This window comes from Streptomyces sp. YIM 121038, from assembly GCF_006088715.1.
In the GTDB taxonomy this organism is placed as follows: Bacteria; Actinomycetota; Actinomycetes; order Streptomycetales; family Streptomycetaceae; genus Streptomyces.
Map to the genome: position 1 here is coordinate 4,723,534 of NZ_CP030771.1, position 13,436 is coordinate 4,736,969.

The 13,436-nt window shown below is 75.1% G+C and carries 8 protein-coding genes, 1 tRNA gene, 1 other RNA gene and 1 pseudogene; 3 read left to right on the top strand and 8 right to left on the bottom strand.

Annotated elements, in window-relative coordinates:
• Window positions 1-96: 96 nt before the first annotated feature.
• From C9F11_RS19860 to ffs, 6 genes are all read right to left on the bottom strand, one after another.
• Entirely contained in the window at window positions 97-1,617 is a 1,521-nt protein-coding gene (locus C9F11_RS19860) for a N,N-dimethylformamidase beta subunit family domain-containing protein (RefSeq protein WP_138960548.1), read from the bottom strand.
• 242 nt (window positions 1,618-1,859) lie between these two features.
• A complete protein-coding gene (locus C9F11_RS19865; RefSeq protein ID WP_138966741.1) occupies window positions 1,860-4,073 on the bottom strand; it encodes a hypothetical protein in 2,214 nt (737 codons plus the stop codon).
• A gap of 210 nt (window positions 4,074-4,283) precedes the next feature.
• Entirely contained in the window at window positions 4,284-5,162 is an 879-nt protein-coding gene (locus C9F11_RS19870; RefSeq protein ID WP_138960549.1) for a hypothetical protein, read from the bottom strand.
• Window positions 5,163-5,198: 36 nt separating this feature from the next.
• Complete coding sequence (gene purD, locus C9F11_RS19875; protein WP_138960550.1) at window positions 5,199-6,446, bottom strand: phosphoribosylamine--glycine ligase; 1,248 nt, start codon at window positions 6,444-6,446, stop codon at window positions 5,199-5,201.
• Between the two features lie 108 nt (window positions 6,447-6,554).
• A complete protein-coding gene (locus C9F11_RS19880; protein ID WP_138960551.1) occupies window positions 6,555-8,879 on the bottom strand; it encodes a DNA polymerase III subunit gamma and tau in 2,325 nt (774 codons plus the stop codon).
• Window positions 8,880-8,942: 63 nt separating this feature from the next.
• Window positions 8,943-9,041, bottom strand: an RNA gene (gene ffs / locus C9F11_RS19885) — signal recognition particle sRNA small type.
• Window positions 9,042-9,114: 73 nt separating this feature from the next.
• On the opposite strand from ffs, the gene C9F11_RS19890 reads away from it, so the two are divergent.
• A tRNA-Ser gene (locus tag C9F11_RS19890) sits at window positions 9,115-9,202 on the top strand.
• A gap of 65 nt (window positions 9,203-9,267) precedes the next feature.
• Here C9F11_RS19890 and C9F11_RS19895 read toward each other — a convergent pair.
• Entirely contained in the window at window positions 9,268-10,023 is a 756-nt protein-coding gene (locus C9F11_RS19895) for an SDR family oxidoreductase (protein ID WP_138960552.1), read from the bottom strand.
• A gap of 309 nt (window positions 10,024-10,332) precedes the next feature.
• Here C9F11_RS19895 and C9F11_RS19900 point away from each other — a divergent pair, with 309 nt between their 5' ends.
• Together C9F11_RS19900 and C9F11_RS48670 are read left to right on the top strand one after the other, a co-directional pair.
• Entirely contained in the window at window positions 10,333-11,775 is a 1,443-nt protein-coding gene (locus C9F11_RS19900) for a family 2B encapsulin nanocompartment shell protein (protein ID WP_138960553.1), read from the top strand.
• A 121-nt stretch (window positions 11,776-11,896) separates the two neighbouring features.
• Window positions 11,897-12,523 (top strand): annotated as a pseudogene (locus tag C9F11_RS48670) (sensor domain-containing protein); the annotation flags it as partial.
• Here C9F11_RS48670 and C9F11_RS19910 read toward each other — a convergent pair.
• Window positions 12,460-13,431 carry a DMT family transporter gene (locus C9F11_RS19910; RefSeq protein WP_138960555.1) on the bottom strand — a complete coding sequence of 324 codons (972 nt, stop codon included), beginning with the start codon at window positions 13,429-13,431 and terminating at the stop codon, window positions 12,460-12,462. The pseudogene C9F11_RS48670 and the gene C9F11_RS19910 sit on opposite strands and share 64 nt — an antisense overlap.
• Between the last annotated feature and the right edge of the window lie 5 nt (window positions 13,432-13,436).

Genomic DNA, 13,436 nt, shown 5'->3' on the forward strand with positions numbered 1-13,436 from the left:
TCCAAGTGCTCCGATTCTCCCGTATGCGGGGAGTGGTCTTGGCCAAGGGTTGGCCGAGTCCCGACGGGGCGGCGGCCCGCCGGGTCGGCGCCGGGGTCAGTCGCGCTTGCAGATCCGGTCGAGGAGGTTGGCGGTGGCGCGCTGCACCCGGGCGTCGATGTGGCCGGGCCGGTCGAGCGCCGGGGACCAGGCGAAGGTGCCCGAGGCGAAGACGAGCGCGCCGGACGGGGCCCGGTACAGGGAGGTCTCCTGGTGGCGGACGGTGCCCTCGCCGTCCTCGTACGGGGAGTGCGCGAGCAGGATGCGGTCCTGGTGCTCGGGCAGCGCCGTGCGCGGGAAGTAGCGGTCGGCCTCGCCCGCGACCAGGCCGTCGATGCCGTCGCCCTCGTGCGCGCCGGTGGCCTCCCACAGCCAGTGGTCGGCGTTGCGGACGATCAGCGGGTGCGGCTCGGGGACCCGGCCCGCGTACTGGATGCCCATCAGCTGCTGCTCGGGGGCGTCGATCTCCCGCCACAGCGCGGCCTTGCCGGGGCCGCGGCGCTTGCGGCAGGTCAGCAGGCGGTCCGGGACGCCGGACGGGGACGGGCCCGACTCCACCTGCCAGTACATGGTGTTGGCGGAGAGGAAGACCAGCGAGGTGCCGTTCTCCCGGGCCAGTTCGGCGGTGCGGCGCATCGCGGCGGACCAGTACTCGTCGTGGCCGGGGAAGACCAGGCCGCGGTAGCGGGTGGGGTCGATGCGGCCCGCGTGCAGGTCGCGGGCGTCGGCGTAGGCGAGGTCGTAGCCGTACCGCTCGGCCCAGCGGATGAAGTCGTAGGCGTGGCCGACGTGCAGGGGCAGGCCCGCGCCCGCGTACGGCCGGTCGAAGGAGACGGTGACGGCGGCCTCGCCCTCGCCGAGGAGCCGCCCGTGCTCGTCCCAGGCGTGGTAGAGGCTGGCGCCGGTGCGGCCGTCCTCCGGGTAGAGGTTGTACGCCTGCCAGGTGATGTCGGGGAGCACGACCAGGAGGTCGGCGGACGGGGCGTGCCCGAGCTCGCCCTGGACGAGGCTGTCGCGCACGGTGAAGGGCACGTGCGAGCGGTAGCCGTCGGCGGTGGTGAGGACGGCGACGTACGCGCCGATGTTCCAGTACGCCGGGATCTGCAGGCGCCAGGAGAGCCACCAGTGGTGGCAGGAGACCGTGCGGTCGGCGGTGAGCGGCGGGGGCTGCACGATGCCCGCGAGGCGGGGGCTCGTGGTGATCTTCGCGGCGCCGTCGCCGCCGTAGTGGCCGATGCGGTAGATGTCCACGCTGAACTGCTGCGGCGGGTCGACCGTGATGTGGAAGTCGAGCGCCTCGCCCGGCGCGGCGGCGCCGGTGCTGGTGAAGCCCTTGATCTGGCGGTGCACGTCGTCGGCGGTGCGGGGGCCGCCGCCGGGGCGCCGGGCCGGGACGTGGCCGGGCCCGGTGGCGCCGGGCGCCGGGGCGTGGTCGACGTACCAGGGGACGACCTGGCCCGTGTCGTCGAAGTAGTGCTCCGCGCCCCGGAGCCAGGGCAGCGGGCCCTGGCCGAAGGGGTCGGTCACGGCGTGGGCGAGGGCGCCCGACTCCCAGCGGCGGATCGGCTCCGGTCCCATGCGTTGTCCCCTCCCTCGCTCCCCCGAGCCTGTTCTCCGCCGCTGCGTGGTCGATGGCTCTGTGCCGGTGCGGAGGCGGAGCCGCCGCGGGCCGCGGCGGTCTTTCCCTTTCGCGGTCCCAGCACATCACATTACGCACGCGGTCCGTCACCGTTCGTCGTGAATTAACGAGACCGGCAATGACCGGAACGTTTCGCTCCGGGCGCGGGCGCGGAAGGCGGGGTGCCGGGGAGGCGGGGCGTCTAGACGAGGCGCAGGGGTTTCTCCGGGCGGACGCCCTGGGCGGTGAGCCAGGCGCGCAGCGGCTCCGGGTCGCCGTCCTCCACGAGGGTGAGCACGCGCGGGGTGAGGTCGGCCGCGCGCTCGCCGCCCATCAGCAGGGAGGGGCCGTCCAGCCAGTCGAGGCCGGGGGCCGCGCCCGCGGTGTCTATGGCCGCGCAGCACACCATCGCCGCCACGTGGTCGGCGAGCAGCTCGCGGCCGGACCGGGGCGGCTGGAGCGGGAACAGGGGCAGCGCGCCGTCGTCCCAGAGCGCGTCGTCCGGGGACTGGCCGGTGGGGGCGGGCCGCGCGGGGGCGGCGGCCTCCTCCCGGGCCAGCTCGGCGCTGAGCCCGGCGGCGAGCTGGCCGCTGCGGCCTTCGTCGGGGTCTTCGCGGTGCGCGGCTTCGCGGTCGTCGGCTTCGCGGTGCGCGGCCTCGCGGTCGGCGGCCTCGCGATCGGCGGCTTCGCGATCCGTATCGCCGCGGTCGGCGGCTTCGCGGTGCGCGGCTTCGCCGTCGGAGGCTTCGCGATCCGTGTAGCCGCGGTGCGGGCCGACGTGATCCGGCTCGACGCCGTCCGTGTCGACGTGATCCGGGTCGACGTGATCCGGGTCGACGTGATCCGGGTCGACGCCGTCCGTGACGGCGTGGCCCGTGTCGACGTGGCCCGTGTCGACGTGGCCCGTGTCGACGTGGCCCGTGTCGACGTGGCCCGTGTCGACGTGGTCCCCGGCTTCGCGGGTGGCGGCTTCGCGGGTGGCGGCTTCGGTGGCCGCCCAGGCTCCCCCCGCACCGGGGATGTCGGCGTCCGGGGTGCCGGAGGCGCGGCGGCGGGCCGCCCGCTCCGGGTCCGTCAGATGGTCGAGGACCCGGCCGAGCGTCGGGCCCTCGGGGTCGGGGGCCTCGGGGTCGAAGGAGCGGCTGACGCCGAGGGAGTCGAGCACGCGGTGCAGCCGGGCCGCGTCCATGCGCCACTTGCGGTCGACTACCTCGTCCGGGTACTCCTGCCAGGCCACCGGGGCCCAGCCGGGGCCGGACTCGGCGGGTCCGCCGTGGAAGAGCCGGGCGGCGAGCAGCGAGGCGGCCTCGTCCACCACGCCGGGCTCCTCCAGGAGGTCGCAGGCGGGGCGCTCGCCGAGCCGGGAGGCGAACCCTTCGGCGAGGCGGTCCCTGCGGGACAGCTCGGTGAGGGCCGAGACCACGCCCGCGTCGAGCCGGGAGGGCCAGCGGCCCATGCGCCAGGCGGGCAGCGCGACCCGGGTCAGGAGCCGGTCCCAGCCCGCGTAGGCGAGGCCGACCTGCTCCTGGGCGACGATCCGCGCGCCGTAGTCCACGGTCTGGGCGCGCTCGGCGGCGGCGGCCGCGACGCCGCGCTCCATCTCCGCCGCGTGCATCCGGCAGCCGCGGAGCAGCAGCCGCGCCACCCAGCCGACGCCGCCGAGGACGGTGCGCGTGATCGGGCCGCGGCCGGGCGAGGAGGCGACGGCGACGGCCGCGTCCAGGCCGCGCAGGAAGCGGCGGGCGGCCGCTATGTCCGGGTGGGCCGAGGGACCCGTGCCCGCGACGACGGGGGCGAGGACCGCGCGCAGCTCGCCGACCCGCATCCACCACAGGAAGGGCGAGCCGATGACGAGCACGGGGGCGGCGGGGGCGCGGCTCTTGGGCGGGCGGCCGCCGCGTATCCCGTTGCCGAGGTCCGGGTCGTCGTCGGCGGCGGCACCGCTCTCGGGGGCCGGGTCCGTCCCTCCGCCCTGCGACGCCTCGGCCTCGCGGCGGCGCGCGCACGCGTCGTGGGCCGGGTGGGTGCGGTCCTCCAGCCAGCTGTCGCAGTCCGGGGTGAGCGCTATCGCGGAGGGTGCGGGGACGTCCAGGCGGTCGGCGAGGTCGCGCACCAGGCGGTACAGATCGGGCGCGGCGGCTTCGCTGATCGGGACCGTGGGGCTCAGGGCGGGCCGGGCGCGGGCGACGACCAGGGCGACGACCGATGCGGCGACGAGGGCGAGCACGGCGAACACCGTGACGACCCAGCGGGCCGCGGCCCAGGCGGCGCCCTCGACGTGGCCCGTGACCGCGGCGGCGAGCAGGACGACGGCCGCGGCCGCGGGCAGCAGGGCGACGGCCAGCGCCCTGCCGCGGATGCGCAGCACGGCGAGAGCCCGGGAGCGCGCGGCCTGCGCGCCCGCCTCCTCACCCATACCTGACACGACCGAAGACACCCCCTGCTGCCTCACAGCTGGGCCGTCGGCCGGAGCCGGCGGCGCACGTCGATGGCGTTGCTCACTCCCCCACTGTGGCACCCGCCACCGACATCGCAATGCCGGTGGGCTGTTTGGCTATGGGTGCCGGAACGCCTGCGCCGCACCCTAGTTGGGGCGCAGGTCAGCGTCAGCCGGATGGGCGAGCGGTCACTCGATGGAATGGCTTTGGGTAAAGCTGTCCGCCAGGTAACGGCGCAGTGAGACGGCCAGGTTTCCGGCGAACGCCCGCTGCCCTTCGGCACCGATGAGGTCGAGGGACAGATAGGGATTGAGGTCCTCCAGCTCGACCAGGAGCAGCCGTCCGTCCGGCGCCCGGCAGGCGTCGACGCGCTGGATGCCGTACGGGAGCGTGTTCCAGTCGACGAACTCGCGCGCGAACTCCAGGTCCCCGTCCGTAGGGGCGTACGGTTCGAGCTCCCAGCGCCGGTCGGGGCGGGGTGCGTACAGCGCGTACTGGAAGGCGTCGTCGATGAAGTAGAAGGACACTTCGTAGCGGAAGTCGATCCGGGGCTGGGCGAGGAGTCCGCCGCCCGCGGCGAAGTCCAGGCCCGCGAGCTCCTCGCGGCCCACGGTCCGCAGGCCGATGGAGTCGGCGCCGAGCTTGGGCTTGACGACGTACGACGCCGCCTCGGGAAGCCGGTGCAGGTCCTCGCCGCGGTCGACGGTCGGGATGACCGGCAGCCCCTCGGCGGTCAGGTCGACGAGGTACTGCTTGCCCGCCATGTCGGCGCGGCCGGTCAGCGGGTTGTACACGCGTACGCCGTCCCGCAGCGCGCGGTCCCGGAAGGCGTCGTACGCCTCCTGGTAGTGGATGACCGGTCCGCTGTTGCGTACGACGACGAGGTCGAAGCCGTCCATCAGGGCGGCCGCGTCCAGCGGGTGGCAGAGCGCGACGTCCATGTCGTCGAGGTGCTCGCGCAGCCGGGCGGACAGCTGGATGTCCTCGTCGCAGTAGCGCCGCCCGCGCGCCTCGTAGGCGAGGTCGGTGACGTACAGGAGGCGGGGGCGCGGACGAGTTGAGGCCATGGCCTTACGTTACGTCACGGCCTGGTCGCCCCCCGGCTACTCCGCGGCGCGCTCCGCGATGTCCGTGCGGTGCTGGGAGCCGTCCAGGCTGATGCGGGACACCGCCGTGTACGCGCGCTCGCGGGCCTGCGTCAGGTCGGCGCCGGTCGCGGTCACGGACAGCACGCGGCCGCCCGCGCTGACGACCGCGTCGCCCTCGCGCCTGGTGCCCGCGTGCAGGACGTACGCGTGCGGGGCGTCGTGCGCCGCGACCGCGTCGAGGCCCACGATGGGGTCGCCCGTGCGCGGGGTGTCCGGGTAGTTGTGCGAGGCGATGACGACGGTGACGGCCGCGTCGTCGCTCCAGCGCAGCGGCGGCAGATCGGCGAGCGTGCCGTTCGCGGCGGCGAGCAGGACGCCCGCGAGCGGGGTCTCCAGGCGGGCGAGGACGACCTGCGTCTCGGGGTCGCCGAAGCGGGCGTTGAACTCGATGACGCGCACGCCCCTGCTGGTGATCGCGAGCCCCGCGTAGAGGAGACCGGCGAACGGGGTGCCGCGCCGCCGCAGCTCGTCGACGGTCGGGCGCAGGACCGTGTCGAGCACCTCGTCGACGAGCTTCGGGTCGGCCCACGGCAGCGGCGAATAGGCGCCCATGCCGCCGGTGTTGGGGCCCTCGTCCCCGTCGAGCGCGCGCTTGAAGTCCTGGGCGGGGCGCAGCGGGACGACCGTCTCGCCGTCGGTGACGGCGAACAGCGACACCTCGGGGCCGTCGAGGAACTCCTCGATCACGACGCGGCCGCAGGCGCGGGCGTGCTCCCTGGCCTGCTCGATGTCGCTGGTGACCACGACGCCCTTGCCCGCGGCGAGGCCGTCGTCCTTGACCACGTACGGGGCGCCGAAGGCGTCGAGGGCCTCGTCGACCTCCGCCGCGGTGGTGCAGACGTACGAACGTGCCGTGGGCACGCCCGCGCCCGCCATCACGTCCTTGGCGAAGGCCTTGGAGCCCTCCAGGAGCGCGGCCTCCTTGGACGGCCCGAAGCACGGGACGCCCGCGTCCCGCACGGCGTCGGCGACTCCGGCGACGAGGGGCGCCTCCGGCCCCACGACGACGAGGTCCGCCCCCAGCTCACGGGCGAGCCCGGCCACGGCGGCGCCGTCCAGGGCGTCCACCGGGTGCAGCTCCGCCGCCTCCGCGATGCCGGCGTTGCCGGGGGCGCAGTGCAGGGCGGTGACCGCCGGGTCGAGGGACAGGGAGCGGCACAGGGCGTGTTCGCGGGCACCGCTGCCGATGACGAGGACCTTCACGGGGTCAGCCTAGCCCGGCGGGGCGGGTGGGTTTGGTCGGGTGTCCTAGGCAGGGGGCGGGGGCGGTTTGTGCGTTCGTACGAGCGCGGGGCCCTGGCCGGGCGCCCGCTACTCGTTCGGGTACTCGTCGACCACCGTCGCGCCCAGCTCGCGCACGATCAGCTCGTGCCCGGACAGGGCGGAGTCGACGAGGTCCGGATCGTCGTCCTCGGGGATGTCGTCCTCCGGGGCGATGTGCTCCGGAGGCGGCGACACGGGCGCGGCCGGCGCCGGAGCCGCGGGCGCCGGGGCGGGCCGGGCGGCGGGCTGCGGTGCCGGGGCCGCGGGCGCCTGCGGGGCGGGGCGGGCGGCGGCGGGGGCGCCGTAGCCGCCGGACGGGGCGCCGTAGCCACCGCCCTGGCCGCCGCCGAAGCCGCTCGCGGCGGGCGGCGGCGCGCTGCCGCCGGACGGGTCGACGATCGCCTCGACCTTCCACTGCACGCCGAACTGCTCGGACAGCGCCTGGCGCAGGACGTCCTCGCTGCCGCTGCTCGCGAAGTTGTCCCGGGCCCCGGAGTTGACGAAGCCGATCTGGAGGGTGGTCCCGTCGAAGCCCGCCACCTGCGCGTTCTGGCTGAGCAGGATCCAGGTGAAGCGGCGGCGGTTCTTGACCGCCTCCAGGATGTTCGGCCAGAGGGAGCGGGGGTCGAGCCCGCCGGTGGGGGCGGGCGCGGCGGCCTGCGGGGCGGGGGCAGGGGCCTGCGGGGCCGCGGGGGGCGCGGACGGCGGGACCGGCGCGGGCGCGGGGGCGCCGCCGCCCGCGGGGGCGGCCGTGGGCCAGCCGCCGGGCCGGGGCGCGCCGGAGGCCGCGGGTGCACCGGAAGCCGCGGGCGCGGCTCCGCCGCCCGGCGCGGAGGCCGTGGGCCAGCTGCCGGGCCTGCTCGCGGCGGGGGCGGACGGCTGGGCGGGCTCGGGGGCCTGCGGGGCCGGGGCCGGAGCCGGGGCGGCGGGCGGCGCGGGAGCCACCGGCGGAGGCGGCGGGGTGGCGCCCTGCGCGGGCCCGGACGGCGCGGGCCCGGACGGCGCGGCGCCCCCGGCGGGAGCCCCTTCGGAAGCCCCCCGCACCGCGGCACGCGCGGCGGCGGGACCGCCGCCGGGCGGAACGGGCGGGCCGGGCGGAGCGACGGGCCCCGGCGGCGGCACGGCGACGCCGGGCTGCTGCACGCCCGCGTGGGCCTCGGGTCCGGGCACGTACCCCATCGGGGGCGCCGAAGCGGGACCCTGCGCCGTGAAGTGCCCGCCCCGCTCCAGGCGGTCGAGCCGGGCCATGACGGCACGCTCGTCGTCGTACGCGGCGGGGAGCAGCACGCGGGCGCAGATCAGCTCCAACTGGAGCCGGGGCGAGGTGGCGCCGCGCATCTCCGTGAGGCCCGTGTTGACCAGGTCGGCGGCGCGGCTGAGCTCGGCGGCGCCGAACACCCCGGCCTGTGCCTGCATGCGCTCGACCACGTCGGCCGGGGCGTCGATGAGCCCCTTCTCGGCGGCGTCGGGAACGGCGGCGAGGATCACGAGGTCCCGCAGCCGCTCCAGCAGGTCGGCGACGAACCGCCGGGGGTCGTTCCCGCCCTCGATGACGCGGTCGACGACCTCGAAGGCGGCGGCGCCGTCCCCGGAGGCGAACGCGTCGACCACGGAGTCGAGGAGCGACCCGTCCGTGTACCCGAGGAGGCCGGTGGCCATGGCGTACGTCACACCGTCCTCGCGGGCGCCCGCGAGGAGCTGGTCCATCACGGACATGGAGTCACGCACGGAACCGGCGCCCGCGCGCACGACGAGGGGCAGCACCCCGTCCGCCACGGGGATGTCCTCGCGCCCGCACACCTCGGAGAGGTAGTCCCGCAGGGTGCCGGGGGGCACGAGCCGGAACGGATAGTGGTGCGTGCGCGACCGGATGGTGCCGATGACCTTCTCGGGCTCGGTCGTGGCGAAGATGAACTTCAGATGCTCCGGGGGCTCCTCGACGACCTTCAGGAGGGCGTTGAACCCCGCCGACGTGACCATGTGGGCCTCGTCGATGATGTAGATCTTGTACCGGCTGCTCGCGGGTCCGAAGAAGGCCTTCTCGCGCAGGTCACGGGCATCGTCCACGCCACCGTGGGAAGCGGCGTCGATCTCGATGACGTCGATCGACCCCGGTCCGTTCCGCGCGAGGTCGCGGCAGGACTGGCACTCGCCGCAGGGGGTCGGGGTGGGACCTTGCTCACAGTTCAGACAGCGGGCGAGGATGCGCGCGCTCGTCGTCTTGCCGCAGCCGCGCGGGCCGCTGAACAGGTACGCGTGATTGACCCGGTTGTTCCGCAGCGCCTGCTGCAGCGGGTCGGTTACATGCTCCTGCCCGATGACCTCGGCGAACGACTCCGGGCGATAGCGGCGGTACAGCGCGAGAGACGACACACCTACGAGGTTAATGGCGCCCACTGACAACACGGACCGCCTTGCGGCAGCACCGGCCACGGAACGCAAAGCGCCCCCCACGCACCCGCCAGAGCCGACCTACCCTTGCTGCCTTCCGGCCCTGGGGGAGTTCAGTCAGATAGCGCCACGTGAGGGGCTGGCCCCCACAGTAGCCGATCCCCACCCCCGGGATCGAGTTCGCGAGCACTCCTCAACGTCTTGTATTGTTTGCCGCGGAGGATTCGCCTAGAGGCCTAGGGCGCACGCTTGGAAAGCGTGTTGGGGGCAACCCCTCACGAGTTCGAATCTCGTATCCTCCGCCAGTGCCTCACCGGGCACGATGTCGAAGGGCCCCGCTGCTTGCAGCGGGGCCCTTCGACGTTGGGCGCTACGCCATCGGTACGGAGCCGACCAGGCCGCCGTCGACCACCAGGTCCTGCCCCGTGACGTACGCGGCGTCGGCCGAGGACAGGAAGGCGACCGCGGCCGCCACCTCCTCGGCGCGGCCGAGGGTGGCGAGGGGGACCTGGGCGGTGACGGCGGACTCGGCGGCGGGGTCCGGGTTGGCCTCGCGGTACATGGGCGTGTCGATGTAGCCGGGGCTGACGGAGTTGACGCGGATGCCCCGGGGGGCGAGGTCGGCGCCCAGGGTGCGGGCCAGGTTGTGGACGGCCGCCTTGGTGGCGGAGTAGACCGACGCCACGGCGAGGCCCCGGTGGAGGGTCCAGGAGGCGTTGAGGACGAGGGAGCCGCCGTCCCGCAGGAGCGGCAGGGCCTTCTGGACCGTGAAGTAGACGCCCTTGAAGTTCACGTTCACCGCGTGGTCGAAGTCCGCCTCGGTGATCTCCGCGCTCGGCTTGAAGACGCCCACGCCCGCGTTGGCGAAGACCGTGTCCAGGCCGCCGCGCCAGTCCTCGATCCCGCTCATCAGCGCGTCCAGGTCGGCCAGGCTGCTCGCGTCCGCCCGCACGGCGAGCACGCGGCCGGGGGCGTCGAGCTCCGCCGCGGCCCTCGCCAGGCGCGCCTCGTCCCGGCCGGTGATGACCACGTGCGCGCCCTCGTCGAGGAGGCGCCGTGCCGTCGCGAGGCCCATGCCGCTGGTGCCGCCGGTGATCAGGGCCGTCTTGTCCGTGAATCGCTGCATGGACCGATCGTCGGGGCCGCGCGGCCGCGGCGGGGAGTGTGAGCTGAGCCTGGGTCCAGCACCACCACCCTGGAGTTCACACCCGCTGGATTTACACGTTCGGGTGATATGCCAAACAGCCATTCCCGTGGGCTCCATGTGGTGCCGGAGACGAGGGGCGGAGCGCCGACGTGCCGTGACGCGCCGCGGGGCGGCGCTTACCGGCCATCGGGCGCGCGGGGCGGACGGGGCGCTCGTTGACCCGGGTGCGCGCCGGTTGTTGGCTCGTCGCGCCTCACCAGGCCTTGCCGGAGCCGGAAGGGACGCGCGATGTCGACAGCAGCGGAGCAGCAGCCGGAGAGCGGTCAAGAGGGCGGACAGGAGGGCGGACGCGCCCAGTTGAGCCTGGGGATCGCCGCCGCGCGGAACCTGACGACGACCACCAAGAGCGTGCCGCAGATGCAGGGCATCAGCTCCCGCTGGGTGCTGCGGTCGCTGCCGTGGGCGGAGGTGAAGGGCGGCACGTACCGGGTCAACCGGCGGCTGACGTACGCCGTGGGCGACGGCCGGGTGTCCTTCGTGCAGGAGGGGGCCGACGTCCGCGTCGTACCGCAGGAGCTGGCCGAACTCGGCCTGCTGCGCGGGTTCGACGAGGCGGAGGCCCTCGGCGCGCTGGCCGCGCGGTTCACGCAGCGCGAGTACGAGCCGGGGCAGGTCGTCGTCGAGGCCGGGCGCCCCGTGGACCAGGTCGTGCTCGTCGCGCACGGGCGCGTGGAACGGATCGGGCACGGCCCGTACGGCGACGAGACCGCGCTGGGCGTCGTCGCCGACGGCGGGTTCTTCGGCGGACGGGCGCTCGCACCGGACGCCGCGGACGCGGGCACGTGGGAGTTCACCGCGCGCGCCGCGACCGCCACCACCGCGCTGGTGCTGTCCCGGCAGGAGTACGAGGCCGTCGCCGGGCGGCACGAGGCGCTGCGGGAGCACGCGCGACGGCGGTTCGCCGAGCGCGACCTGCCGCAGACCAAGCACGGCGAGGCGGCCGTCGACCTGGCGTCGGGGCACTCCGGCGAGCCCCCGCTGCCGGGGACGTTCGTCGACTACGAACTCCGGCCCCGGGAGTACGAACTGAGCGTCGCGCAGACCGTCCTGAAGGTGCACTCGCGCGTCGCCGACCTCTACAACGACCCGATGAACCAGGTCGAGCAGCAGCTCCGCCTGACCATCGAGGCCCTGCGCGAGCGGCAGGAGCACGAGCTGGTCAACAACCGGGAGTTCGGCCTGCTGCACAACGCCGACCACGGGCAGCGCATCCAGACCCACTCGGGGCCGCCGACCCCGGACGACCTCGACGAGCTCCTGAGCATGCGGCGGCAGACGCGGTTCCTGTTCGCACACCCGCGCGCCGTCGCGGCCTTCGGGCGCGAGTGCAACAAGCGGGGCCTGTACTTCGGGCACACCGACCTGGACGGGCGCCGGGTGCCGGCCTGGCGCGGCGTCCCGCTGCTGCCCTGCGGCAAGATCCCCGTCTCCGCCGGGCAGACCTCGTCGATCATCGCCGTGCGCACCGGCGAGGAGGACGCGGGCGTCGTCGGGCTGCGCCAGACCGGGATCCCGGACGAGTACGAGCCGGGGCTCAACGTGCGGTTCATGGGGATCAACGACCAGGCCGTCATCTCCTACCTGGTGAGCACGTACTACTCGGCGGCCGTGCTCGTCCCGGACGCGCTCGGCGTCCTGGAGAACGTCCAGGTCTCCGCCGCCCGCGCGTAGGGGGCCTAGGTACACCCCGGGACACCACCCCGCCCCATGTCGGCACGGCCCGGGACCGGGGAGGGTGGGGACGTCAGCACGGCACGTCCCCACCACGCAGCAGACGAACGCGAGGCCCGCCATGACCACGACCCTCCCCTACGCCGCCCCGGCCGCGCCCGAGCGCGCGCGGCGGCCCGGCTTCTGGCGGGCGCCCGTCTCGGCGGGCACCTTCCGGGAGTTCGGGTACACGCTGACGAACCTGCCCGTCGCGATCGCCGGTTTCGTCTTCGCCGTCACGCTGTTCTCACTCGGCGCGGGCCTCGCCGTCACGCTGCTCGGCATCCCCGTGTACGCGGCCATGCTGGCCGGTGCGCGCGGCCTCGGCGCGGTGGAGCGGCGCCGGGCGCGGGCCCGGCTCGGGCTCGCGGTCGAGGACCCGGCGGCCGCGCGGACGCCGCGCGCGGGCGGGGCCTGGGCCCGGTCGTGGGCGCGGCTCGGGGACGCGGCGGGCTGGCGGGCCCTGCTGTTCCAGGTCGTGATGTTCCCGTGGCGCGTGACGAGCTTCTGCGTGGCGGTGACGCTGTGGGCGACCGGCTGGGCCGTCGCCCTGTTCCCCGCGTACTCCTGGGTCTTCGCGCGCTATCTGGACTGGCCGGGCTACCGCGTCTACGACTTCACCTCGGGCGGCGAGCACCACGCGTACTACATCGAGTCGCCGTGGCAGGTCGCCGGGGTCTCCGCCGTGGGCATCCTGCTCGTGCTGCTGACGCCGCTCGTCATCCGTGCCCTGAACGGCGTGGACCGGGCGGCCGTGCGGTCGCTGCTCGGCCGGTAGCGGGTGAGCCCGACCCCGGCGAGCACCACCGCCATCCCCGCCACGACGCGCACGCTCAGCTCCTCCCCCAGGACGAGGGCCCCGAGCGCGACCGAGACCACCGGCAGCAGATAGCCGACGGTCGCGGCCGCGGTGGGGCCCTCGTCGGCGATGAGGCGGGAGTTGAGGTGGAAGGTGAGGCCGGTGCCGAGGACGCCGAGGACGACGACGGCGACGAGCCCGGTGAGGCTCGGCGCGGCGCCGGGCCCCGCGGTGAAGGGCAGGCCGAGCGCGGTCAGGCCGGTGGCCACCAGGAGCTGGGCGGCGGAGAGGGCGAGCGGTGCGGTGCCGCGGCCGATGAGGTGGCGGGCCATGTACGCGAAGGCGATCGCGTAGCTGACGGCGGCGGCGAGCAGCGCCAGGGCGCCGCCGCTGGCGAGCCCCGCCCCGTGCCAGGGCGCGAAGATCAGCAACGTACCGGCGAAGCCGAGGACGAGCCCGCCGAGCCGGTGCGGGCCGAGCCCCCGGTCCGTGCGCAGGAGCAGGCCGAGGCCCAGGGACCACAGCGGCGTGGTGGCGTTCATGACGCCCGCGACGCCCGAGTCGACGGTCTGCTCGCCGATGCTGAAGAACAGGAACGGCAGCGCGTTGCAGAACAGCGCGGCCACGACCAGATGGCCCCAGGTGCGGCGGTCGCGCGGCAGGCGCTGGCGGGCGGCGCGGGCGAACCCGAGGAGCACGGCGGCGCCGAGCGCGCAGCGCACGACGGTGACGTACAGCGGCCCGAGCCCGCCGTCGAGGGCGAGTTTGATCCACAGGAAGCTCGAACCCCACAGCAGGGCGAGGACGGCGACGCGCACGGCGG